Origin of the sequence: Thermomonas carbonis (assembly GCF_014396975.1) — a bacterium.
GTDB lineage: Bacteria > Pseudomonadota > Gammaproteobacteria > Xanthomonadales > Xanthomonadaceae > Thermomonas > Thermomonas carbonis.
On sequence record NZ_CP060719.1, the window covers coordinates 369,596 to 393,184 of the forward strand.

Sequence of the window (23,589 nt, forward strand, 5' to 3'; positions counted from 1 at the left end):
GGTCATGTTCGTGGTCAGCCCCGTTCCAGCATCGGCGGCAACGGGCAATGCAGCGCGCCGCAGATGGTGCGCAGCAGTTCCGCCTCGGCCACGCTGACGCGACCGTCGTGGCTGACCGCAGCGGTCACCGCCTCGACCATCGCCTGCTTGGCCAATGGATCCAGCGCATCCAGCGGCTCCCACACGGCGTCCAGCGCGAGCACGCCATTACCGGGTGGTGCATACGGCAGGTGATCGCGCGGCAGCACGCGCTGCAGGCCAGCCAGGTAGGCATGCTGCGCCGAAGCCCGATCCTCATGCCCGGCCTGCGCAACGACCGCGAGCAGCGTGGCGAATTCGTTGCGGACACTGCCCGGCTTGCGCCGGCCGAAGCGCGCATAGCGCGACGGATCCAGCGACTCGCGCACCTGCACGGTGAGCAGGCGTCCCAGACAGTATTCGAATAGCGACACCTGGCCATCGGCATGGACCACCGCATGCACCGTGTCCATGAAGGCATCGAGTTGCGGACGCGGGCGCAGGCGCAGCACCGGGAACGCAAGTGCCGCCAACGGCAAACGCAGCATCGGATGCAGATCCGCGATCAGTTGCTGATGGATGCGCAGCGCATGATCGGCCATTTCGCCATCCAGACGCGCGGCGATTTCCATGTGCTGGTGCTGGGCAAGCGCCTCGTCGTCGGCCAGCAGCAGGCCGAGCAGCAACGGCATCACCGATGCGCGCTCGCTGGCCAGATCGCGCAGGGCGTCGGGGATCGCGATGACGATGCTGTCGGCGCGACGGTAATCATCAGCCGCGGGTGCGGCGACCTGCGCGGCCACCATCGGTGGGGTCACGCTGAGTTCCTGGGTCGCACCGGGCAGGCGCGAACCGCTGCCACCGGCCAGACCGAGCGCCACGTCTTCCTGCATGCCGTCGGGCGGACTCGCGATCCATTGCGCCTGCAGACGGGCCAGTTCTTCGCCGCCGAATTTCGGCTCCAGCGCACGGATGCGTTCCAGCAGCGGCGGATGGGTGGCGAACAGACCACTGAACCCGATGCCGTCACCGAACAGCATGTGGCTGACTTCCTCGGCATCGCTGCGCTGGTTGAGCCGCGAACCATCGTGCAGGCCGCCGATCTTCTTGAGCGCGCCGGACAGGCCGCGGGTCTGCCGGGTGAACTGCACCGCGCTGGCATCGGCCAGCTTCTCGCGGGTGCGGCTGACCCCGGCCTTGATCATCCGCCCGAAGAACAGGCCGATGTAGCCGATGATCATCGCCACCAGCGCGGCAACCAGAATCGCGCCGACGTTCTTGCCGCGTCCGCCGAAGCGTCCGTGCTCCAGGATCTTGCGGCCGATCAGGCCGATCATCAGGATCCCGAACAGCACGCCGACCAGGCGGATGTTGAGACGCATGTCGCCGTTGAGGATGTGGCTGAACTCGTGAGCGACCACGCCCTGCAGTTCGTCGCGATTGAGCCGGTCGAGCGCGCCGCGGGTCACCGCGACCACCGCGTCCGATGTCGAATAGCCCGCCGCGAACGCATTGATGCCGGCTTCGTGTTCGAGCACGTAGATCTTCGGCACCGGCACGCCCGAGGCGATCGAGATTTCCTCGACCACGTTGCGCAGGCGACGCAGGCTCGGTTCGGTGGTGTTCTCAGGCACCAGCGTGCCGCCCAGTTGCTGCGCCACCGGCTCGCCACCGCCGCCGAGGCTGGCGATGCGGTAGAGCGACCCGATCGCGATCACCGCGATCGACGACAGCGTGGCGAACAGCACCATCCGCGGCGACTGGGTGGCGACCCAGACCACGCCATCAACCGCCAGCACGATGCCGCCCACCGCCAGCAGCATGAGGATCACCAGCCGCGCCGACGTCCGTCGCGCAGCGGCCTGTTGCTCGAAGAAATTCATGCGACGGATTCCGCGTTCACCCGCCACGCATCTCCGCGGCCCGGGTCATCCAGGATCAGAACTTCACTTGCGGCGCGGCGCGCACGTCCAACTGCTTGTCCGCCGGGATCTCCAGCAGGTTGGCGGCGGCGAAATTGAACATGCCGGCGAAGATGCTCGACGGGAACACTTCGCGCTTGTTGTTGTAGGCCATCACCGAATCGTTGAACGCTTGCCGGGCGAAGGCGACCTTGTTCTCGGTGCTGGTCAGCTCCTCGGTGAGCTGCATCATGGTTTGGTTGGCCTTCAGGTCCGGATAGGCCTCGGCCACCATCATCAACCGGCCGAGGCCGGCATTGAGCTGGCCCTGCGCGGCGGCCAGCTGCGCCATCGCCTCGGCATCGCCGGGATTGGCCTTGGCCGCAGCCAGTCCCGATTGCGCGGCGGAACGCGCGGCGATCACCGCTTCGAGCGTCTCGCGCTCGTGGCTCATGTAGGTCTTGGCGATCTCGACCAGGTTCGGGATCAGGTCGAAGCGCCGTTGCAGTTGCACGTCGATCTGCGCGAAGGCGTTCTTGAAGGCGTTGCGGGCGGTCACCAGGCCGTTGTAGATGCTCACGCCCCAGAGCCCGACAACCACCAGAATTGCGAGCAAAATCAAGAAGCCAAGCATCGAAGTTCCCCTTGTTCATGCAATTGTGGAAACAGGCGCTAGAATCGACCCGTCATTGCAGCATACGCAGGGGGCATGGCCGATGAAAGAACAGCGCATCCGGCAAGCGTGTCGCCTTGCCTTGGTCACGGCCTTGCTGCCGTTCGCGGTGGGTTCGTCCGCACAAAGCGCGATGCACTGGAAGGGCACGGTCAGTCGCGCGCCGGAACCCGCGGCATCGAACATCGGCCTGCCGACTCCGCTCGATAGCGACACCCAACTCGCCGACGGTTTCGATGTGCAGCGTTTCGAAGCCGCCGCCAACCAGCTCGTGGCCAACGGCCGCATCCCCGGCTTGGCAATGGCGATCGTCAAGGACGGCCGGATCCTCAGCGCGCGCGGCTACGGCGTGACCGATGCGCGCAATCCGCAACCGGTCGATGCGCATACGGTGTTCCGCCTCGCCTCGCTGTCCAAGTCGTTCGCCGGCACCGTGACCGGCATGCTGGTCAACGATGGGGTGCTGCGCTGGGACAGCCACCTCACCGATTACGTGCCCGAGTTCCGTCTGTCCGCGCCGAACGCGGCACAGCAGGTCACGGTGGCCGACGTGCTCAGCCATCGCGTCGGCCTGACCCACAACGCCTTCGATCGCGACATCGAGGCCAACGCCGACTATCACAGCGTGACCATGAAGCTGGCCACGGCACCGATGAAATGCGCGCCGGGCGAGTGCTACGCCTACCAGAACGTCGCCTTCAGCCTGATCGGCGACGTGGTGTTCGCCACCACCGGCCAGTTCTTCGGCGAGACCGTGGCCCGCCGCATCTTCAAGCCGCTGGGCATGCACGATGCCAGCTACGGCCTGGACGGCATCCAGGCCAGCGCGCGCTGGGCCCGTCCGCACGTGCGCGGCGGCGGCGGTTGGGTGCCGCTGACGCCCAAACCCACCTATTACCGCGTCGCGCCGGCAGCCGGCGTCAATGCCAGCATCAGCGACATGGCGCAATGGTTGCTCGCGCAGACCGGCCACCGCCCCGACGTGCTGCCCGCGCCCTTGCTGGCCACCCTGCATGCGCCGCTGGTCGATACTCCCAGCGAGATCCGCGGCGCCGCGTGGCGACGCACCCGCTTGAGCTCGGCCGGCTATGCGCTGGGCTGGCGTTCGTACACCTACTCGGGCCATCAGGTCGTCTTCCACGGCGGTGCGGTGCAGGGCTATCGTGGTGCGATGGCGCTGCTGCCGGGCAAGAACCTGGGTGTGGTGTTGCTGTGGAACAGCGAAAGCGCATTGCCCAGCGGATTGCTGCCGACGATCCTGGACACTGCACTCGGCCTCACCGATGGCCAATGGCTGGACGACGACATCGACATCGCCGCGCCTTCCGAAACCCTGTACGCGACCCAGCCGGTGAAGACCCCGGCCGGTGCCGACTCGTCGGCCGCCACCGCCTCGCCACTCTGAGCGTTCGCACTGGCTGAGGCTTTCGCAGTTCCAGGCCGCAGCGCGCTCGCCACGACCGCCAAAAAGAAACCCCTCCCGCCTGGGCAACGGGAAGGGTCTTCATGGTGTTGCAGACGCCAACCCGGGCATGCCCGGGCCGGTCGCTTGACTTCAGATCACCGGACCCGGGGTCACGGGAAGTACGGCAGCCGGCTTGGCCTTCTTGGCGGGCTTCTTCGCAGCCTTCTTCGCAGCAGGCTTCTTGGCAGCCGGCTTCTTCGCGACCTTCTTCGCAGCCTTCTTGGCGGCGGGCTTCTTCGCGACTTTCTTCGCAGCCTTCTTGGCGGCGGGCTTCTTCGCGACCTTCTTCGCCGCCTTCTTGGCGGCCGGCTTCTTCGCGACCTTCTTCGCGACCTTCTTCGCAGCCTTCTTGGCTGCCGGCTTCTTCGCGACCTTCTTCGCCGCCTTCTTGGCGGCCGGCTTCTTGGCGGCAGCCTTCTTCACTGCCTTCTTTACTGCTTTCTTCGCCGCCGGTTTCTTGGCGACTTTCTTCGCCGCCTTCTTGGCGGCCGGCTTCTTCGCAGCCTTCTTTGCAGCTTTCTTAACGGCCATGGTATGGCTCCTCGTCAATGGGTAAATCGGTAAAGCCCAGTTGCAAAAACACCACGGGTATCGGACCCGCGATCGACCGCCGACGCGCATGGCGCACCGGAACGGATGCCGTGCCGGCGCGCGCCATGCGCGCTGCCGACGTTGGATGTTCCCCGCCCATTAAAAAACCCGCGGCGATGCACGCTGCAGGTTTCGATCATGGGCACGCATCCGGCGACTGGTGTTGTGCATTTCCGCGAAGGACAGTCCGGCTGCGTCCACCGTTTGATGTTGCTGGCGGAGTCGCGTGCCGTGCTGCCGTCTTTCGCGTTGTGCTCACTCACTCGCTTCTGCAGGGAACGTCTGCTGGGCGAAACCTAATCACGGTTTTTTCAACTGTCAACAACCTGTCGCAATCTTTTTCCGCGCGTACCTGCATGTCGTTCGCAACGACACGCTTCCATGCGCATTCGATGCAGCGCATCGACGCATCGTCGTTGCGATTGCAGCCGATGCATCGATGCGCTGCACGCAAGCAATGACGCGGGTTGCAGCAGTATCGCTTGCGAAAAACGCAACATCGAAACATGCATGCATGCATGCGTTCGACGCATTGCAGAAGCTCGACTCGCAGCGCATGTCGCACGCGCGCGATGGCGAACCGCTTGCCGCGATTTCGCGCCGCACAAGTACGTTTGCGCGAAAACTGCGCAGGATTTTCCGCGCGTCCCATGCGTCGATGCCGCCTGCGCGCACTTCGCGAACACCAGAAACGAAGAACCCGCGACGTCGCCATCGCGGGTTCCTGGTCGCCGACTGGCAGTTCGGATCAGTGGTCTTCGTCTTCCAGCAACTCGGCGTAGTCGTCCGGCTCGATCAGGTCGTTGAGCTGGTCGGCATCGTCGATCTCCATCACGAACAACCAACCGTCGCCGTAAGCGTCCTCGTTGATCGTCTCCGGCTTGTCGGCGAGTGCCGCGTTGACGTCGACCACCTTGCCGCTGAGCGGCGCGTACACGTCCGACGCCGCCTTCACCGATTCCACCACCGCGCATGCAGTGCCCACGGTCACCTGGTCGCCGACATTCGGCAGTTCCACGTAGACGAGGTCGCCGAGCAAGCCCTGGGCGTGGTCGGAGATGCCGATGGTGACCTTGCCATCGCCTTCGACGCGGGCCCACTCGTGGGACTTGAGGAACTTGAGGTCGCCGGGGATCTCGCTCATTGCTGGCTCCAGTGGAACGTGCGGGGATTGGGTGGGGAAAGTCTAGCGAAGGCGGAGGCGAAAGTTCACCTCTGCCGGATCAGATGCCGTCCTGGACCTTGCCGTCCCTGACGAACGGGAACTTGACCACGCGCACCGGCACCTCGCGGCCGCGTATGTCGACGCGCACGTCGCCAGGCTCGCCGGCAGGAATGCGGGCGAAGGCGATGGCCTTGCCGATGCTCGGCGAGAACGTGCCGGACAGGATCTCGCCGTCGCCATTCGCGGTCAGCACTTTCTGGCCGTGGCGCAGCACGCCCTTCTCGTCCATGACCAGGCCGATCATCTGCCGCGACGCGCCAGTCGCCTGCTGCGCTTCCAGCGCAGCGCGGCCGATGAAGTCGCGTGGCTGTCCATCGGAATTCGCATCCAACACGACCGTCCAGGCGAGCGCAGCCTCGAACGGCGAGACCGTATCGTCCATGTCCTGGCCGTACAGATTCATGCCGGCTTCGAGCCGCAAGGTGTCGCGCGCACCCAGACCGGCCGGCTTCACGCCCGCATCCAGCAGCGCATTCCAGAAAGCGACGGTCTGCGATTCCGGCACGATCACCTCGAACCCGTCCTCGCCGGTGTAGCCGGTGCGCGCCACGAACACCTCGACACCATCGACGGTCTTCGCCTGCCGCGCGGAGAAGCGCAGCAACTTCGACACCGGCACGCGGTCTTCCTCGCGCAGCAGGCCGATGACGCGTTCGCGCGCAGTCGGTCCCTGCACCGCGACCATGCCGAACTCCGGACGCTCGCGCACGACGACGTCGAACGCCGCGGCTTGCGCGGTGATCCAGGCCACGTCCTTCTCGCGGGTGGCGGCGTTGACCACCAGCCGGAACCAGTCCTCGGACATGAAATAGACGATGAGGTCGTCGATCACCCCGCCCTGCGGGTTGAGCATCGCCGTGTAAAGCGCCTTGCCCGGCTTCTGCAGCTTGTCCACCGAGTTGGCGACCAGATGGCGCAGAAAGTCGCGCACGCGCGCGCCGGTCAGATCGACCACGGTCATGTGCGACACATCGAACATGCCGGCGTCGCGGCGCACCAGATGATGCTCGTCGAGTTGCGAGCCGTAGTGGATCGGCATGTCCCAGCCGCCGAAGTCCACCATCTTCGCGCCCAGCGCTCGGTGGGTTTCGTTGAGGACGGTCTTGTTGGTCATGCGCGCGATCCGGCTACGTGGGAAGCGGCATTATCCCAGACCTCTCGCGCCCTACGCGCCGGTATGCCGCCGACTCATTCGGCCGCTTCGACCTGCAGGGTCATCGCATCGCCACCGATGATCCGCACGCGAGCGCCCGCCGGCAGGTCCGGGCCGGCGACATCCCAATAGGCATCGGCGATCTGCACGCGACCGCGGCCATCGACGATGGCGCGGTCCAGCACCGCCATCCGCCCCACCAGCGCAGCGGTGCGGCGATTGAGCGCTGGCTGGTCGCTGTCGCGCTCGCGACCACGGAACCAGCGCTGGTAGATGCGGATCGACACGAAGCTGAGCGCCACGAATGCGGCAACCTGGGCGAGCAGCGGCACCTCGACCGGCAGCAACCACACCGCGACGAACACCGCCGCCGCGGCGAAGCCGAGCCACAGCATGAACGCACCGGGCAATACCGCCTCGGCGGCGAACAGGACCAGCGCGAAGGCCGCCCATGCGAACACGTCCCAGCGCATGGCTCAGGCCACCGGCTTGCTGCTGGCGATCAGCGTGCCGCCGGGTTGACGATCCAGCGCTTCCTTCGCCAGTTCGGCGATGCCGCCCAGCGAACCGATCACGCCCGCCGACTCCATCGGCATCAGCACGAACTTCTGGTTCGGGCCTTCGGCCAGCGCCTTGAACGCCTCGATGTATTTCTGCGCGACGAAGTAATTGATCGCCTGCACGTTGCCGGAAGCGATCGCGTCCGAGACCATCTGCGTCGCCTTGGCCTCGGCCTCGGCCAGGCGCTCGCGCGCTTCGGCCTGGCGGAATGCGGCTTCCTTCTCGCCCTCGGCTTCGAGGATCACCGACTGCTTCTCGCCCTCGGCCTTGAGGATCGCGGCCTGGCGGAAGCCCTCGGCTTCCAGGATGTTGGCGCGCTTCTCGCGCTCGGCCTTCATCTGCCGGGCCATCGAGTCGACCAGGTCGCGCGGCGGCTGGATGTCCTTCAGTTCGATGCGGTTGACCTTCAATCCCCACGGATGGGTGGCCTGGTCGACCGCGACCAGCACCTTGGCATTGATCTCGTCGCGCTTGGACAGCGATTCGTCCAGGTCCATCGAGCCGATCGAGGTGCGGATATTGGTCATCACCAGGTTGAGGATGGCGATCTCCAGAGTGGCGACTTCGTACGCGGCCTTGGCGGCATCCAGCACCTGGAAATAGACCACGCCGTCGACTTTCACCACCGCGTTGTCCTTGGTGATGACGTCCTGGCTCGGCACGTCCATCACCTGTTCCATCATGTTGATCTTGCGGCCGACGCCGTAGACCACCGGCACCAGGAAATGCAGGCCCGGGGTCATGGTGTGGGTGTACTTGCCGAAGCGCTCCACCGTCCATTCGTACCCTTGCGGCACCATCCGCACGGTCTTGAACAGGATGATGACGCCGGCGAACAGCAGGATCAGCGCGAGAATCGTGCCCATGGAATTTCCTCCCCGGAAGTGAGTCGGAGTATAGGCCCGGCCCGTGGCGGGCGATATTGCGATGCCACTGCGACCGTTTTCCTCGCTCGTGCATCCAGATCAGGGAATGGCCGGACACTCCAGCTTCGCGATCGACGTCCCTACCGCCCTGCTCGCCCGCGTGCGACACGGCGAACGGGATGCGTTCGAGCAGGTGTACCGCTGGTTCGAGCGGCCGGTATTCACACTGGCGCTGCGGATCTGCGGCGACCGCAGCGAGGCCGACGAGGTGCTGCAGGAGACGATGTTGAAAGTATGGTCCTCCATCGACGGCTTCCGTGGCGATGGCGGCACGCCGTTCTGGGGATGGTTGCGACAGGTCGCGGTCAACGAGGCACTGATGCAGCTGCGTCGCGGGCGTCGACTCGCAGCGGAACTGGATGGGGTGGACACCGACGAGTTCGCCGAGGACCTCGCATCGCCACCACCCGCCGCAGCCGATGCCGCGCTGCTGCAACGCGTCCTGGAGCAGTTGCCGCATGCGACCCGCAGCGTGCTGTGGCTGTACCACGGCGAAGGCTATACCCATGAAGAAATCGCCACCGCAATGCAACGCAGCGCGAGCTTCTCCAAATCGCAACTCGCGCGCGGCACCCGCCGCTTGCGCAGCCTGCTGCAGGTTCCCGAACCCGCAGGCGATGCACGCACCTATGAGAAGGAGCAGGCGCATGCCTGATGCCGGCGACTACGAAACGCGCAGCGCACCGGCGTCGCCCGCGAATTGGGGCGATGCGTTCGCCGCACTGCCCGCCGAAGTGCCCCCGGCCGATGGCTGGCGGCGTCTGCAGTCGCGTCTTCCGAAAACCGCGACGCGACGTACGCGCAGGCATTGGCCGCTGTGGCTGGCAACCGCCGCTGCGTTGGCGCTGGTGATGGTGATGGTGGTTCCGCTGCGGATGTCGCAGCAGGCCACCATCGACCCGCTTGCGCCGGCAGCAGATCAACCGGCAACCGAAGACGTGATTGTTCGTCATCCCGGCGCAGGCCGGGATGACGAAAACACGGCCCTCATGGTCAGTGCGCGCCCAGCCACGACGCCCGCTGCCAATCGCAGCAAGCCCGATCGCCCACCGCGCATCGCCCCCGCGCATCGTCCGATGCGCACCGCCGCGGAACCGGCCGGAACGACACGCCTCGCAATCGCGGATGCGGCCACGCAGCCCATCGAATCGCTGCACGCCGAATCCGCGCAACTCGAACAATTGCTGGCGATGGTGCGCGACGACCGCGTGGCCAGCGCGACCAGCGTGGCGCTGAGCAGCGACCTCGACAACCACATCGCCGGCATCGACGACGCGCTGGCCCAGCCCGACCTGGACACCGCCGATCGCGACCGCCTGTGGCAGCAACGGGTGGACGCATTGCAGCAGCTGGTCGGCATCGAGACCACCAACCGCCTGCTGTCCGCACGCGGCGAACACTTCAACGCCTCACTGGTCAGCATCGACTGACCGCGTCTTCCACCCGATCCACACACGAGGTCCGCATGACATTTGCATCCAAAACCCTGGCGCTCGCGATCGGCCTGGCAGTGGCCGGACTGGCCATCGCCCAGACCGCACCCACGCCCGCGCAACAGAAGGAACTCGACGCCGCCCGCGCGCAGCTCGACCAGGCCGCGCAGCGCTACGCCGAACTCGCCCGCAAATACGGCGATGCCGACGCGCCGATCCGTATCGAGAAGCGCGTGTTGCGCAAGCCGGTAATCGGTGTGGTCCTGGCCGCGGACGAACAGGCCGGCGTGCGCATCGCAGCGGTCACTCCGGGCAGTGCCGCCGCCGGTGCCGGGCTCCAGAGTGGAGACCGCATCACCAGCGTCTACAGCCGGCGGCTGGATGCCGGCGATGGTGCAGCACGCGTGGCGCAAGCACGCGAACTGCTGGCCGCGATCGAGGCGGACACACCGGTACTGTTGAGTTACGAGCGCAACGGCAAGCCCGCAACGTTGTCGCTCACGCCGAAGGTCGATGACCGGGTGATGGTCATGCAAGGGCCGGGAGGCGCGTCATTCGATGGCGACGTCAAGGTCCTCGTCGGCGACGATGGCGCTGTTCGCGAAATCGCCGCCGACCGCATCCATGTGCAGGCAGGCGAAGCCCGTGCACATGCCGTCGAAGCACGGGCCCGCGCGCTCGCGGCGCGCGAACGCACCGAGTGGGTGATGGTTGCGCCGGACGTGCGCACCGAGGTGATCCGCCTGGGCAGCGACTGCAAGGGCGACGACTGCAAGCTGCCGGTGCTCGCCGAGGCGTTCCGCTGGAACGGCCTGAACCTGGCCTCGGTGGATGCCGGGTTGGGCCGCTATTTCGGCGCCAGCACCGGCGTGCTGGTGCTCAGCACCGGCAAGGAGCTGGAGGGTCTGCAGGCCGGCGACGTGATCCGCAGCATCGGCGGCAAGGACGTCGGCAGTCCGCGTGAGGCGATGGATGCGCTGCGCGCGCAGCCGGCCGGCGGCAAGGTCGCCATCAGCTACCTGCGCGACCGCAACGTCGCCACTGCACAGGTCAACGTGCCGAAGGCCATGACCTTCATGCTGCCGCGCGTTGCCGCCGCGCCGCGCGTACCCGGCAAGCCCGGCGCGATCGAGCATCGCAAGATGGTCATCGTCGGCAGCGACGGCAAGGTGCAGACCTTCGAGGGTGGCGATGGCTTGGCTCCGCACGCACTCCCGAAGGACGGGCCGCGCGTCGAGAAGCGCCGCTACGTGATGGTCGACAAGGACGGCAAGCGGATGGAATGGGAGGGCGACGCCGGCGACACCGCACCCGCCTGGGTGCAGGCCTTGCCGAAGGATGCGTCGCAGCGACAGGTGCGCAAGATCGTGATGGTCGATGCCGACGGCAAGACCACCGAAATCGAAACCTACGACCCGCCACCACCGCCCGCGCCGCCCGCGCCACCTGCTCCGCCGGCACCACCGTCGCCAGCGGGGCGCTGATCGATTGAACGAAGAAGCCCCGCAGTGCGGGGCTTCTTGTTGGTGTCGTCTGCAACTCTGCTGCAACGGCGGCAGCGCAGCACGCTAACGAATGCGATCCGCCATCAGGATCATGCCCATGTCCTCGTGTTGGAGCCGACTGCTCGCGCGGCGTCGTCTTGTCCCTGCGCCAGCGTGGTGCGGTTCGCCGCCTGCCGGCAGCAGCATTCGTCGATCAGGCCGCCGCAGGCCACGCCTTCGCGCTGGACGATGCGTCGAGCCACGTCCGCGCCGCAGGCCGACAGCCGCGGCAGGCTGGCGGCCAGCAACGACTGCTCCGCGAAACCCGGGCCTGCGGGCGGTGCGTGGAAGCGCAGCACGTTCGCCCGCCACACCGGGCCACCCAAGTGCCGGGCGACCCGTCGCCACAGGCGTTCGCGGATGCCGAGTCCCGGCTCCGGCCGAGCCTGCGCGGGCAACCCTGCAAGCAGGCGCTCCCAAGCCAGGAAGTCGGTGTCCGGCAGCAGGTACAAACGCCAGCAGCAATCACCATCGCGATCGAAGAACTGCAGGCTCTCGCACAGGCCATCGCTGTCGAGTTCGCGAGCACTGCTCACCCGCAATGCCTGCGACCAGCCATCCAGCTCGCTGCCGGCATGCGCGCGATACAGGCACAGCACCGCGCCCAGTGCGGCCAGTTCGTGCGGATGCGGCAGCGACCTCACTTGGTCAGGATCAGCTTGTCGTTGCGGGTGTGGCGCAGCCGGTAGACCTCGTTGCCGTGGTGGATCAGGACTTCGTTGCAGCCCTTGAGCAGGCTTCGGCTTTCGACCGTGGGCGTCATCACCGGCGTTATGCGTGGCGAGCATGGGGTGTTGAGGACGAGGTGGCGGGTGAGGCGGGGACGTGACTCGAGGATCGCGGACATCGGCGGCGCTCCGGTGGTGATCGTCTTGATGATAATGATTCTCATTATCGAGTCAAGCGATCCCCTGCCCCCTATGCTGTGAAATCGAAAGGAGGATCAGGTGCCAATAGCAAATTCCGGCTGGCGCGACTTCTGGCCACGCCTGCTCGAGCGACCGGACGCGCTGATGCTGGAACTCGGCGCCGGCGGTGAATTGCTGGTGTCGCAGATGCGCGCGGTGCTGTCGCTGCTGCTGTTGCCGCTGCCGCTGATCAACGTGCTGGGTGGCGGCAAGCTCGAGGAATCGCTGATCGGCCTGTTCGGCGCGGTGTTCGCGATCGTCATGTCGCTGGTCTGGCTGGCGTTGGCAAGGCAACGTGGGCGTTATCGCTGGTTGCCATGGATCACCGCCACCTACGACGTCAGCATGACCACCCTGGTGCTGGGACTGCTGGCCTGGAGTTCGCCGGTCATCGGCCTCAACAGCCTGGTGGTGTGGGCGTTCTACCTGATCGCGATCTGCATGACCGCGCTGCGCAACGACGGCCGCCTCACGCTTTACACCGGATTGTTGGCGCTACTGGAATATGCGCTGCTGTCGCTGTCCATCTTCGCGCTGGTGGGCAGCCCGGACCAGTTGATGTCGCTCGACTACGGCACCGCCACCCCTGGCACCCAGATCCAGCGTCTGGTGCTGCTGGCCATGGTCACCGGCATCACCACCACCATCGTCTATCGCATGCAACGGCTGGTCGACCTGTCCGGCACCGATGGCCTGACCGGACTGCCCAATCGCACATGGCTGGCCCACCGCTTCCCGGGCATGCTCGAAACCACCCGCGGCCAGGGCGGCTCGCTGTCGATCTGCCTGCTCAACCTCGATCATTTCAGGCGCATCAATGACGAGATCGGCCATCAGGCAGGCGACCGTGCGCTTCGCCATGCCGTGGACGTGTTGCAGCAGCAACTGGAGGAAGGCGACTTCCTCTCGCGGCTCGGTGGCGAGGAATTCGCGCTGCTGATGCCGCTGCCGATCGGCCGCGCCTGGGAGCGCCTTGACAGCATGCGCAGGACCACCGCGTCGCAGCCCTTCCTGTCCGATCCCGGTGCCGACCCGCTGCGGGTCACCTTCAGCGCCGGCATCGCCAGCTGGCCGCAGGACGGTGCCGACCTGTCGCAATTGCTGCGCCGCGCCGACGTGCGCCTGCGCCAGGCCAAGCTGGAAGGCCGCAACCGCGTGCTCGCCCGCGACCTCTGAGCGCGCCGCTTGCCGGCACCGGCGGGCATGACTACCCTGCGGGATCGCGTGCGGGTCCGCACGGTCGGGGAAGGGTCATATGGAAGGTTTGGCAAGGATCGGCTTCGGCCTGTTCGGACTGGCGGTGCTGATCGGGATTGCCTGGCTGTTCTCCAACAACCGGCGTGCGGTGGACTGGCGGCTGGTGCTGACCGGCCTGAGTCTGCAGATCGCCTTCGCGGCGCTGGTGCTGCTGGTGCCCGGCGGCCGCGAAGTATTCGACTGGCTGGGCCACGGCTTCGTGAAGATCCTGAGCTTCGTGACGGCGGGCTCCACCTTCATCTTCGGCAACCTGATGAACGTGGAGACCTACGGCTTCATCTTCGCGTTCCAGGTGTTGCCCACGATCATTTTCTTCGCCGCGCTGATGGGCGTGCTCTACCACCTCGGGGTGATGCAGTTCATCGTGCGGATCATGGCGCTGGCGATCACCAAGGTGATGCGCGTGTCCGGCGCGGAAACCACCAGCGTCTGCGCCAGCGTGTTCATCGGCCAGACCGAGGCGCCGCTGACGGTGCGCCCGTACATCCCGCGGATGACCGAATCCGAATTGATCACGATGATGATCGGCGGCATGGCGCATATCGCCGGCGGCGTGCTGGCCGCGTACGTGGGCATGCTCGGCGGCGGCGATCCCGAGCAGCAGGCCTATTACGCCAAGCACCTGCTGGCGGCGAGCATCATGGCCGCGCCGGCGACGCTGGTGGTGGCGAAGCTGCTGATCCCCGAGACCGGCGAGCCGCTGACCCGCGGCACGGTCAAGATGGAAGTCGAGAAGACCGCCAGCAACATCATCGACGCCGCCGCCGGCGGTGCCGCCGACGGCCTGAAGCTGGCGCTGAACATCGGCGCGATGCTGCTGGCCTTCATCGCCCTGATCGCGATGATCAACGCGCCGCTGACCTGGATCGGTGAAGTCACCGGCCTGCAGGCCATGCTCGGCAAGCCGACCGATCTCGCCGCGATCTTCGGCTGGGTGCTGGCACCGCTGGCCTGGGTGATCGGCGTGCCGTGGCAGGACGCCAACACGGTGGGCTCGCTGATCGGCCAGAAGGTCGTCATCAACGAGTTCGTGGCGTATCTGCAACTGGCCGACATCGTCAACGGCAAGGTCGAAGGCGTGACCCTGACCGACCAGGGCAAGCTGATCGCCACCTACGCGCTGTGCGGCTTCGCCAACTTCAGCTCGATCGCGATCCAGATCGGCGGCATCGGCGGCCTGGCCCCGGAACGTCGCAGCGACCTGGCGCGCTTCGGCCTGCGCGCGGTGCTGGGCGGCTCCATCGCCACCTTCATGACCGCAACCATTGCCGGCGTGCTGAGCTTTTTCGGGTGATGCCATGAGCCACGTCGTCGTCGTCGGTTCCTTCAATGTCGACCATGTCTGGCGGGTGCCTGCGTTGCCGCAGGCGGGCGCCACCCTCAGCGGTGACTACACCACCGGCCCTGGTGGCAAGGGGTTCAACCAGGCGATCGCCGCAAGGCGCGGCGGTGCCTCGACATGCTTCGTGTGCGCACTTGGCGATGACCTCGGGGCGCAGCTCGCGCGCGCGCTGTGCACGGCAGATGAGATCGACCTGCGCGATGTCGTCGTGGCCGCGCCGACCGGCACCGCCGGCATCTATGTCGATGCGCAGGGCCGCAACAGCATCGTGATCGGCGCCGGTGCCAACGCGGCGTTGCAACCCGTCTTCGTGGACGAGGCGCTGGCGGGCTTGAAGCCGGGCGACGTGGTGATTGCCCAGCTGGAGTCGCCACTTGATGCGATTGCACGGGCGCTCGACGCCGGCCGAGCGGCGGGTGCGACCACCCTGCTCAATCCGGCACCGGCGAACGTGGCGATCGACCACGCGATGCTGGAACGGGCCGACATCCTCGTCCCCAACGAAACCGAATTCGCCGCCCTGCTCGGACGCCACGTCGGCGCCCGCATCGAGGCCGATACGATCTCCGGCATCGACCAGCAACGCCTGCATGCGCTGTGCCGCGACCTCACCCGCGGCACCGTGGTCGTCACATTGGGCTCCAGCGGCTGCTTCGTCTCGCACGCGGAAGCGAACCTGCGCGGCGACGCGAGCGCCTGTTATCGGGTACCCGCAGAAGCCGCGCGTGTGGTCGATACCACCGGTGCCGGCGATGCCTTCAACGGCGCGCTCGCGGCGTCGCTGGCGTTGAAGCCGGAACGCTGTTTCGCCGAACACGTGCGCTTCGCCGGCCGCTATGCCTCGCGCTCCACCGAGCTGTACGGCGCAGCATTGGCGATGCCGCGGATGGCGGTCGAATAACTCACTGCCCTGCTCCCCTTGCGGGGGAGCAGGGCATTCGAGCGGCGAAGCCGCGAGCCTGCGAACGCCAGCCGGCATGCAAGCTGGCTGGCCGGGCTGGTCGATGCGCGAAGCGCATCGTGAGAGGGGCCACCTACAATGTGCGCATGCAGATCGGCCCGCACCGCATCGAACCGAAGGTGATCCTCGCGCCCATGGCGGGCGTGACCGACAAGCCGTTCCGGTTGCTGTGCAAGCGGCTGGGTGCGGGCCTGGCGGTGTCGGAGATGACGACCAGCGATCCGCGCTTCTGGACCACGGCGAAATCGCTGCATCGGATGGACCATGTCGGCGAACCGGATCCGGTCAGCGTGCAGATCGCCGGCACCGTGCCCGCGGTGATGGCCGATGCCGCACGCTTCAATGTCGACCACGGCGCGCAACTCATCGACATCAACATGGGCTGCCCGGCCAAGAAAGTCTGCAACGCCTGGGCCGGCAGCGCGTTGATGCGCGAACCGGACCTGGTCGCACGCATCGTCGAAGCGGTGGTCAACGCCGTCGACGTGCCGGTGACGCTGAAGATCCGCACCGGCTGGGATGCCGACCACCGCAACGCGCCGGAGATCGCGCGCATCGCCGAGGATGCCGGCATCCAGGCACTGGCCATCCACGGCCGCACCCGCGACCAGCAATACAACGGCATCGCCGAGTACGACACCATTGCCGCGATCAAGGCGATGCTGCGGATCCCGGTGATCGCCAACGGCGACATCGATTCACCGGAAAAGGCGCGCTTGGTGCTGGACGCCACCGGCTGCGACGCGGTGATGATCGGCCGTGCCGCACAGGGCCGGCCGTGGATCCTCGGCCGCATCGCGCATTACCTGGCCACCGGCGAGTCGTTACCTGAGCCGTCACTGCAGGACATTCGCGACATCCTGCTCGGTCATCTCGAACACCTGCATGCGTTCTATGGCGAAGTGTCCGGTGTGCGCATCGCCCGCAAGCATCTGGGCTGGTATGCGAAGGATCGGCCCGAGAACGCCGCGTTCCGCGCGGTGGTCAATCGTGCGCAGACCGCCGACGAACAACTGCGGTTGACCCGCGATTATTTCGATACGCTGGTCGCCGGCATTTCGCCGGAACTCGCCGCCGCCTGATCCGGCGCTGGCTCGTTCCAGATCCGCGTCCACATTTCGCCGAGGCGACGCCGTGCCTGCCACGGCCAACGCAACTGCTGCGGCGGGATCGCGCGCCAACCCTCGCCATCGCGTTCGGCGACCGCGAAGTTGAAGGTGTAGTCCGGTTCCGCACCCATGCGCAGGTCGCTGAGCACCAACTGGCCGTCGCGCACCTGCGCCTTCATGAAGCCGTGATTGAACCAGCTGAGCCGCTGCACCGCAGGGATCTCTGCGGCCTGACGCAAGGCCTGCACGTTGGAGGCATGGCCGCGGAACTGCATGGGTCCTTCATCGGCCACCAGCGAGCGCTCACCTTCGACGAATCCGCTCGGCGTCATCGCCACCACACGCCACAGCAGCGTATTGAATGGCATCGGCACCGAGAAGCGCGGCGCATCTGCCAGGCCCATCGCGGCAAGTGCGCGATCCGCTTCGCGATCGACCAGCGCCTTCGCCAGCAGCGACCAGCCCAGGTAGGCGGTGCTCAATACCAGTCCCGCGACCAGCACGCGTTGCGCCGAGGCGCGTTCGCGCAGGAAGAACGCGGCCACGCAGGCGGCCAGCAACCAGAGCGTGTACAGCGGATCGATGATGAAGACGCTGGACCACATCGTCGGCGGTGGCATCAGCGGCCACCATAGTTGCGTGCCATAGACGGTGAACGCATCCAGCAGCGGATGGGTGACCAGCGCCAACTGGATCGCCCAGAACCATCGCTGTGGCGCTTCGGCCACGCGTCCCTTGCCGAAGCGCTTGAACAGCCACCAGATCGCGCAGGCCAGCAGCGGCAGCACGAACAGCGAATGGCTGACACTGCGATGCACCGTCATGTTCACCACCGGGTCGTCGCTCAGCAGCATCAGCGGCAGCGCATCGAGATCCGGCAAGGTGCCCAGCGCGGCACCGGCCAGCAAGGCGGCACGCCGGTGGCGGGCGGGTGCGATGGCGGCAGCGACGGCGCTGCCAAGGACGATCTGGGTCAATGAATCCATGGATGGATGCTAACCGGCATCCACCATCGCGATCACGCGGCGCGCGGCAGCGCCTCGGGCGCAGCAGTCGGCACTGCCCGTGACCTTGGCTGCACTTCGGCCAGCAGCTTGCCGGTATGCGCCAGCAGGCGCAGGGTGCCGTCGGGTTCCTCGACCAACGCGCTCAGGCTTTCCACCCAGTCGCCGTCGTTGGCATACACCAGGCCGTCGCGTTGCAGCAGCGCGGCGCGATGGATATGGCCGCAAATGATGCCGTCCAGGCCGCGACGGCGCGCGTCGTCCAGGCCGGCCTGCATGAAGCGCTCGATGAAACGCTCCGCCGCACCGCTCTTCGACTTCAGGAACTCCGACAGCGACCAGTACCGCAGGCCCAAACGACCACGCACGATATTCAACAAGCGGTTGCCGCTGAGTATTCGGTAGTACAGCCAGTCGCCGAACTTCTCCTGCAGGTTGCCGAAGTGGGTGACGCCATCGAACTCGTCGCCGTGCACCACCAGCAGGCGGCGGCCATCCGCAGTGACGTGGATCGCGCGACGGCGCACCTGCATCGCCGGCAATGCCAGCCCGCAGAAGCGGCGGATCGGGCGATCGTGGTTGCCGGGGATGTAGATGAGTTCGGTGCCAGCGCGACGCAGCGTGTGCAGTGCTTCCACCACGCGATTCTGCGCACCGCCCCATTGCGCGCGCCGCTGCGCCATCCACCACAGGTCGACGATGTCGCCGACCAGGTACAGCCGCTTGCAACGCAACGTCGAGAGGAATGTTGCCAGCTCCGCCGCGTGGCAGTGGCGCGAGCCGAGGTGCACGTCGGAGATGAACACCGCGCGGCGCAGCGGCGTCGCGGCAGGCGATGTCACGCGACTGCCTCGGCCGATTGCGACTTGTCTTCCAGATAACGCTGGCGCTTCTTCGGCCGCATGCGCTGGATGTCGACCTCGATCAAGCCATCCACCGCATCGCTGAAACCGGGATCCACCCCGAACGCGAGGAAGCGCGCGCCACCGGGTTCGCAAAGCTCGGTGTACTGCTTGTAGAGCATCGGCAGTTGCGCACCGAGCGCGTCCAGATTGGCCTTGAGCACGCGGAATGCGGTGTCGGCGTCCATCGTGGCGTCCGCAGGCTGCGCGGCGCGATACGCGAACGGTCGCTTCGACACCACTTCATCGGCAGCGCCACCGAAGTAATGCGCGTAGTGCGCCGCAATCTGCTCGCGGGCCGCGATCGGCAGCGCCGCGCTGATCGACACCGCGCCGAACAGGTAACGCACCTTCGGATGCGCGCGCAGGTAGGCACCGATGCCCTGCCACAGGTAATCGATGCTGCGGCTGCCCCAGTACTCGGGCACCACGAAGCTGCGACCGAGTTCCATGCCCTGGGCGATGCGGGCGATGGCGTCGTCGGCGTAGTCGAACAGCGATGCGGTGTACAGGCCGCGGATGCCGTGCGTGGCCAGCACCGGCGCGCCGCGGGCGATCCGATACGCGCCGACCACCTTCGAGGCCGCGTCATCCCACAGCACGATGTGCTCGTACCAGCTGTCCCAGGCGTCGAGGTCCAGCCGGCGGCCGGTGCCCTCGCCGACCGCGCGGAAGGTCAGCTCGCGCAGGCGGCCGATCTCGCGCAGCAACGGGGCATCGACTGCCAGCGTGCCGACCCGGATCTGCTTGCCGTCGCCGGTTTCGCCGAGCACGCGCAGGCCGACCACGCCTGCACGCACCTGCGCGGGATCCACCGCCTCCACGAGCGGCTCGGGCCCTTCGGGTTCGCTGCGCTCGTCGCGTTGCCGGCGCGTGCCCAGCGCATACAACGCACGGCGAATGTCGCGCAACAGCGAGGCACCATCGGAGTCGGCAGGGATCGCGCGTGGCGTGCCGATCTGCAGGAGGATGCGCCGCCCGCGCCGCGCGAACATCTCGCGCGCCAGCAGCGCGGTGCCGGCGGGCTTGAACAGGGCGGACGCGCCGTAGAAGAGCGCTGAATTGCGCGCCTGGATGCGCACCGGCAATACCGGCGCATCGCAGCCGCGGGCGAAACGCAGGAAGCCGCGCCGCCAGCGCGTGTCGCGGATGCCGCGCGGGCCAAGCCGCGAGACCTCGCCGGCCGGGAACACCACCACGCACTCGCCACGCGCCAGCGCCGCATCGACCGCGCGCAGGCTGTCGGGTGCGGGCCGGCCGCCGAGAATGCGCACCGGCAGCAACAGGCCGTCGAGGTTGTCGAGCGCGGACAGCATGTCGTTGGCGACGATGCGCACATCCCGCCGCACCTTGCCGATGGCATCCAGCAGGGCCAGCGCGTCGAGCGCGCCGCTGGGATGATTGGCGACGACCAACAGGCGGCCGTGCGCGGGGATGCGTGCCAGGCCGGCATCGTCCACTTGATAGCGTGCGCCGAGGAACTGCAGCGCCGCGGCGACAAAGTCGAAGCCGCGCACGTGGCGGTTGGCGGCGATGAAGGCGTCGATCTCGGCGAGTCGCGACCAGCGCGCGATCCCGCGCAGCAGCGGGCGGGCGATGGCGGCACGGCGGCCGCGGAACCAGTGCGGGAAACGCTGGCGAACCCGTTCTTCGAGCTGGAGCATGCTGGCGGCCCGCGACCGTGTTGGCCGGCAGCCTGCTCCCACGCTGCGACGCCCAGGTTGCGGCCAGATTGCGGCCCGATGACAACGACGCGGACGGACGCCGCTTAACACAACGGCAATACCCATCCCCGGCGGATGGCGCAAGATGCACGCGGGCCCGCGCAGCTGTATCATGCGCGGCCATCTTTTCATCCGCATACAAGGATGAATCACTTTCCAGGAGCCGCGATGTCCAGCTATCTCTTCACCTCGGAATCGGTCAGCGAAGGCCATCCCGACAAGATCGCCGACCAGATCTCAGACGCCGTCCTCGACGCGATCCTCGCGCAGGACAAGCGCGCCCGCGTGGCCTGCGAGACCATGGTGAAGACCGGCGCCGCCATCGTCGCCGGCGAAGTCACCACCAGCGCCTGGGTCGACATCGAAGCGCTGGCGCGCAAGGTCATCAACGACATCGGCTACGACAATTCCGATGTCGGCTTCGACGGCCACACCTGCGCGATCATCAACATGCTCGGCAAGCAGTCGCCGGACATCAACCAGGGTGTGGACCGCAAGAAGCCCGAGGAACAGGGTGCGGGCGACCAGGGCCTGATGTTCGGCTACGCCTGCAACGAAGCCCCGGAATTCATGCCCGCGCCGCTGTACTACTCGCACCGTCTGGTCGAGCAGCAGGCCAAGGTGCGCAAGAAGGGCAAGCTCAAGTGGCTGCGCCCGGACGCCAAGTCGCAGGTCACCCTGCGCTACGACGGCAACAACGTGCTCGGCCTCGACGCCGTGGTGCTGTCGACCCAGCATGATCCGGACATCAAGCAGAAGGACCTGGTCGAAGCCGTGCGCGCCGAGATCCTGGTGCCGGTGCTTCCGAAGAAGTGGCTGGATTCGCTGTCGAAGAACAAGGTCCACATCAACCCGACCGGCAAGTTCGTGATCGGCGGGCCGGTGGGCGACTGCGGCCTGACCGGCCGCAAGATCATCGTCGACACCTACGGCGGCATGGCCCGCCACGGCGGCGGTGCGTTCTCCGGCAAGGATCCGTCCAAGGTCGACCGCTCGGCTGCCTACGCCGCGCGCTACGTGGCCAAGAACATCGTCGCCGCCGGCCTGGCCGACAAGTGCGAGGTGCAGGTCAGCTACGCGATCGGCGTGGCCCAGCCCACCAGCATCTCGGTCACCACCTTCGGCACCGGCAAGGTCGGCGACGACGTGATCGAGAAGCTGATCCGCGCCAATTTCGACCTGCGCCCGTACGGCATCATGCAGATGCTCGACCTGGAGCACCCGATCTACCAGGCCACCGCCGCCTACGGCCACTTCGGTCGCAAGCCGAAGGAGATCAGCTACACCGACGGCAGCGGCAAGAAGCAGACCGCCACCGCCTTCTCCTGGGAGAAGACCGACAAGGCCGAGCAGTTGCGCAAGTCCGCCAAGCTGTAAGCGCGGCTTCGGCCGCGACCAGCTGCACGCGACATCCGACGGGCCGCAGCGATGCGGCCCGTCTTGTTTACGGGATTCACCGCGCGCCAGGTTCTCTGCCTCAACCCGCCACCAGCAAAGCCGGTCGACGCACGCGGATCTGGTCGTGGAAGAAGTCGCGGAAGGTGATGACCGCATCCTCCTTCTCGTACACGGCTTCTTTCGATGCTTTCAGCGACTCCGGCACCACCAGCACGATCGCATTGCGCGCCATGTCGGCGATCGCCTCGCTTGATACGCGGTCGTCAACGGTGGCCAGGAACACCGGCGCACGCAGGCGTTCCAGCCCCAATTGCTTCAAGCGCTCCCGCAGCGTGGTTTTGAGCCGGTGGATGAGCGTGTCTCGGTCCCGCACGTCTTCAGCCGCGGGAGGTTTTGACGAGCGATGTAGGAATTAGCCGAGCGCGCCAGGCATTCAACTGAGCCAATCCCGGTTCACGCGTTGCAAATCGTAATCCTCGCCATATTGCAAGGCCGCTTCATCTGGCGGCAGGTCGGCGTAGCGACGAGCCACTTCATCGGTAATACCTGCATCGTGGCGCGCAATAGCAAGGTGTTCTTGAAGCGCTTTGTCGAATTCCATCAACCACGTTGCGTCGAGATCAGACATATGGATAACCCAGAGTTAGTGTTCGGGATCAGGCTGAAACCAGCATGCGCTCACGATGACGTTGCACGAAGCCGACCTCAGGAATAAAGCGCTCGGGGAGTTCGATCCGACGATCAGAGATGGGATGAAACGCTTCGCGCAAAAAACTGTCTTTCGTATTTTCCAACGCGGCGGAAAGCACAATTCGGTAGTCGTCTGTCAATGAGAACAAGTAACTGTCGAATGCCTTGTCATGCAAAGCAGACAAGCACAAGCCGTTTCCCGGGTGAAGTCGAATCGCCACATCATCGCGCCAAGGCACGATATGACTGGCCACTAGCAGACGCGAATCGGAGACGCCGCTGATACAACACCGATAGTGATACCCGCTGAGTACGGAACGCCGAAAGAAGGCTTGTTTAACGCGCACTTTCACCATCGCAGCCCGAGTTTCCCCGACAAAGTCCCGCGAAATGTCTTCGACGGCTTCCGCGATTTCGGCATCCCGCACGGGCTGCGCATATTGGGCTCGCAACGCTTCGAGCAATGCTTCGCATTCCAGCGCGAGCGCCTCCCAATCCGAATGAAACTCGCCCCAGATCTGGCGATCCAAAGACGAAGCATTGCCCAAGCCAGCCACCCCACGCGCCCCCATCGCCGGATCGAGGCTGGCGATGTTGCAGCACTTCATCGCAAGCGCATCAGGTGTGCGATTCAGCAAAGAGGCCAGCGCGATGACATCCGGGTTTCGTCCATGCAATTTTCCGAATGGCGTCTGGCAATAGAAATGGAAAGCTAGCTTTGTTTGTTCGCGTGTCCAGTTGCCGGAACTTGCGAATGCATCTTTGGAAATCGCGGGGACATTTGTCATGGCCGGGAACATTACT

Annotated in this window: 24 protein-coding genes; 9 read left to right on the forward strand and 15 right to left on the reverse strand. The window is 66.2% G+C overall.

Features of this window, described 5'->3' with window-relative positions; all coding sequences use genetic code 11:
- Positions 1 to 14: 14 nt before the first annotated feature.
- Together H9L16_RS01830 and H9L16_RS01835 are read right to left on the reverse strand one after the other, a co-directional pair.
- Positions 15 to 1,901 (reverse strand): M48 family metallopeptidase, encoded by a 1,887-nt coding sequence (locus H9L16_RS01830; protein ID WP_187552919.1) that lies wholly within the window; start codon positions 1,899 to 1,901, stop codon positions 15 to 17.
- Between the two features lie 55 nt (positions 1,902 to 1,956).
- Positions 1,957 to 2,553 (reverse strand): LemA family protein, encoded by a 597-nt coding sequence (locus H9L16_RS01835; protein ID WP_187552920.1) that lies wholly within the window; start codon positions 2,551 to 2,553, stop codon positions 1,957 to 1,959.
- Positions 2,554 to 2,635: 82 nt separating this feature from the next.
- Between H9L16_RS01835 and H9L16_RS01840 the strand changes: the two genes are divergently transcribed.
- Positions 2,636 to 3,997, forward strand: coding sequence for a serine hydrolase domain-containing protein (locus tag H9L16_RS01840; RefSeq protein WP_187552921.1), 1,362 nt, complete (start codon positions 2,636 to 2,638; stop codon positions 3,995 to 3,997).
- 150 nt (positions 3,998 to 4,147) lie between these two features.
- Here the strand turns inward: H9L16_RS01840 and H9L16_RS16445 are convergent, their stop codons facing one another.
- The 5 genes from H9L16_RS16445 to H9L16_RS01865 all read right to left on the reverse strand — a co-directional run bounded on the left by H9L16_RS16445 (position 4,148) and on the right by H9L16_RS01865 (position 8,453).
- Entirely contained in the window at positions 4,148 to 4,588 is a 441-nt protein-coding gene (locus tag H9L16_RS16445) for a hypothetical protein (protein ID WP_187552922.1), read from the reverse strand.
- Between the two features lie 808 nt (positions 4,589 to 5,396).
- Entirely contained in the window at positions 5,397 to 5,792 is a 396-nt protein-coding gene (gene gcvH / locus H9L16_RS01850; RefSeq protein WP_187552923.1) for a glycine cleavage system protein GcvH, read from the reverse strand.
- A gap of 79 nt (positions 5,793 to 5,871) precedes the next feature.
- Complete coding sequence (gene gcvT / locus H9L16_RS01855; protein WP_187552924.1) at positions 5,872 to 6,987, reverse strand: glycine cleavage system aminomethyltransferase GcvT; 1,116 nt, start codon at positions 6,985 to 6,987, stop codon at positions 5,872 to 5,874.
- Between the two features lie 74 nt (positions 6,988 to 7,061).
- Entirely contained in the window at positions 7,062 to 7,499 is a 438-nt protein-coding gene (locus H9L16_RS01860; RefSeq protein WP_187552925.1) for an NfeD family protein, read from the reverse strand.
- A gap of 3 nt (positions 7,500 to 7,502) precedes the next feature.
- Positions 7,503 to 8,453: an SPFH domain-containing protein gene (locus H9L16_RS01865; protein ID WP_187552926.1), complete on the reverse strand. Its 951-nt coding sequence runs from the start codon at positions 8,451 to 8,453 to the stop codon at positions 7,503 to 7,505.
- A 106-nt stretch (positions 8,454 to 8,559) separates the two neighbouring features.
- Between H9L16_RS01865 and H9L16_RS01870 the strand changes: the two genes are divergently transcribed.
- From H9L16_RS01870 to H9L16_RS01880, 3 genes are read left to right on the forward strand one after another with little or no spacing between them, the layout of a single operon-like run.
- Positions 8,560 to 9,168, forward strand: coding sequence for an RNA polymerase sigma factor (locus H9L16_RS01870; RefSeq protein ID WP_229796509.1), 609 nt, complete (start codon positions 8,560 to 8,562; stop codon positions 9,166 to 9,168).
- Positions 9,161 to 9,943, forward strand: coding sequence for a hypothetical protein (locus tag H9L16_RS01875; protein ID WP_187552928.1), 783 nt, complete (start codon positions 9,161 to 9,163; stop codon positions 9,941 to 9,943). Before H9L16_RS01870 ends, H9L16_RS01875 begins: the two co-directional genes overlap by 8 nt.
- 35 nt (positions 9,944 to 9,978) lie before the next feature.
- Positions 9,979 to 11,430 carry a PDZ domain-containing protein gene (locus tag H9L16_RS01880; RefSeq protein WP_187552929.1) on the forward strand — a complete coding sequence of 484 codons (1,452 nt, stop codon included), beginning with the start codon at positions 9,979 to 9,981 and terminating at the stop codon, positions 11,428 to 11,430.
- Between the two features lie 110 nt (positions 11,431 to 11,540).
- Here H9L16_RS01880 and H9L16_RS01885 read toward each other — a convergent pair whose 3' ends face one another.
- Together H9L16_RS01885 and hemP are read right to left on the reverse strand one after the other, a co-directional pair.
- Positions 11,541 to 12,134, reverse strand: a complete 594-nt coding sequence (locus H9L16_RS01885) for a ChuX/HutX family heme-like substrate-binding protein (protein ID WP_229796510.1) — start codon at positions 12,132 to 12,134, stop codon at positions 11,541 to 11,543.
- A complete protein-coding gene (hemP, locus tag H9L16_RS16450) occupies positions 12,131 to 12,337 on the reverse strand; it encodes a hemin uptake protein HemP (RefSeq protein WP_187554001.1) in 207 nt (68 codons plus the stop codon). The genes H9L16_RS01885 and hemP overlap by 4 nt, the downstream gene beginning before the upstream one ends.
- Before the next feature lie 100 nt (positions 12,338 to 12,437).
- On the opposite strand from hemP, the gene H9L16_RS01895 reads away from it, so the two are divergent.
- The 4 genes from H9L16_RS01895 to dusB all read left to right on the forward strand — a co-directional run bounded on the left by H9L16_RS01895 (position 12,438) and on the right by dusB (position 17,040).
- Positions 12,438 to 13,574, forward strand: coding sequence for a GGDEF domain-containing protein (locus tag H9L16_RS01895; RefSeq protein WP_187552930.1), 1,137 nt, complete (start codon positions 12,438 to 12,440; stop codon positions 13,572 to 13,574).
- A gap of 79 nt (positions 13,575 to 13,653) precedes the next feature.
- Entirely contained in the window at positions 13,654 to 14,949 is a 1,296-nt protein-coding gene (locus H9L16_RS01900) for a NupC/NupG family nucleoside CNT transporter (protein WP_187552931.1), read from the forward strand.
- A 4-nt stretch (positions 14,950 to 14,953) separates the two neighbouring features.
- Positions 14,954 to 15,898 carry a ribokinase gene (locus H9L16_RS01905; protein WP_187552932.1) on the forward strand — a complete coding sequence of 315 codons (945 nt, stop codon included), beginning with the start codon at positions 14,954 to 14,956 and terminating at the stop codon, positions 15,896 to 15,898.
- A 146-nt stretch (positions 15,899 to 16,044) separates the two neighbouring features.
- The gene (gene dusB, locus H9L16_RS01910) at positions 16,045 to 17,040 is read left to right on the forward strand and encodes a tRNA dihydrouridine synthase DusB (RefSeq protein WP_187552933.1); all 996 of its coding nucleotides are present in this window, start codon (positions 16,045 to 16,047) and stop codon (positions 17,038 to 17,040) included.
- Here the strand turns inward: dusB and H9L16_RS01915 are convergent.
- Genes H9L16_RS01915 through olsF form a run of 3 tightly spaced genes read right to left on the reverse strand, consistent with a single transcriptional unit; the run spans position 16,989 to position 20,637 of the window.
- A complete protein-coding gene (locus tag H9L16_RS01915) occupies positions 16,989 to 18,053 on the reverse strand; it encodes a metal-dependent hydrolase (RefSeq protein ID WP_187552934.1) in 1,065 nt (354 codons plus the stop codon). The genes dusB and H9L16_RS01915 overlap by 52 nt on opposite strands.
- A gap of 32 nt (positions 18,054 to 18,085) precedes the next feature.
- Complete coding sequence (locus H9L16_RS01920) at positions 18,086 to 18,913, reverse strand: UDP-2,3-diacylglucosamine diphosphatase (RefSeq protein WP_229796511.1); 828 nt, start codon at positions 18,911 to 18,913, stop codon at positions 18,086 to 18,088.
- Positions 18,910 to 20,637: a bifunctional ornithine lipid synthase OlsF gene (gene olsF, locus H9L16_RS01925; protein WP_187552935.1), complete on the reverse strand. Its 1,728-nt coding sequence runs from the start codon at positions 20,635 to 20,637 to the stop codon at positions 18,910 to 18,912. Before olsF ends, H9L16_RS01920 begins: the two co-directional genes overlap by 4 nt.
- A 228-nt stretch (positions 20,638 to 20,865) precedes the next feature.
- On the opposite strand from olsF, the gene metK reads away from it, so the two are divergent.
- Positions 20,866 to 22,074: a methionine adenosyltransferase gene (gene metK, locus H9L16_RS01930; protein WP_187552936.1), complete on the forward strand. Its 1,209-nt coding sequence runs from the start codon at positions 20,866 to 20,868 to the stop codon at positions 22,072 to 22,074.
- Positions 22,075 to 22,174: 100 nt separating this feature from the next.
- On the opposite strand, the gene H9L16_RS01935 is transcribed toward metK, so the two are convergent.
- The 3 genes from H9L16_RS01935 to H9L16_RS01945 all read right to left on the reverse strand — a co-directional run bounded on the left by H9L16_RS01935 (position 22,175) and on the right by H9L16_RS01945 (position 23,585).
- Positions 22,175 to 22,414, reverse strand: a complete 240-nt coding sequence (locus H9L16_RS01935; RefSeq protein ID WP_187552937.1) for a PDDEXK family nuclease — start codon at positions 22,412 to 22,414, stop codon at positions 22,175 to 22,177.
- 114 nt (positions 22,415 to 22,528) lie between these two features.
- Positions 22,529 to 22,723, reverse strand: a complete 195-nt coding sequence (locus H9L16_RS01940) for a hypothetical protein (protein WP_187552938.1) — start codon at positions 22,721 to 22,723, stop codon at positions 22,529 to 22,531.
- A 28-nt stretch (positions 22,724 to 22,751) separates the two neighbouring features.
- Positions 22,752 to 23,585, reverse strand: coding sequence for an HNH endonuclease (locus H9L16_RS01945; RefSeq protein ID WP_223158162.1), 834 nt, complete (start codon positions 23,583 to 23,585; stop codon positions 22,752 to 22,754).
- Between the last annotated feature and the right edge of the window lie 4 nt (positions 23,586 to 23,589).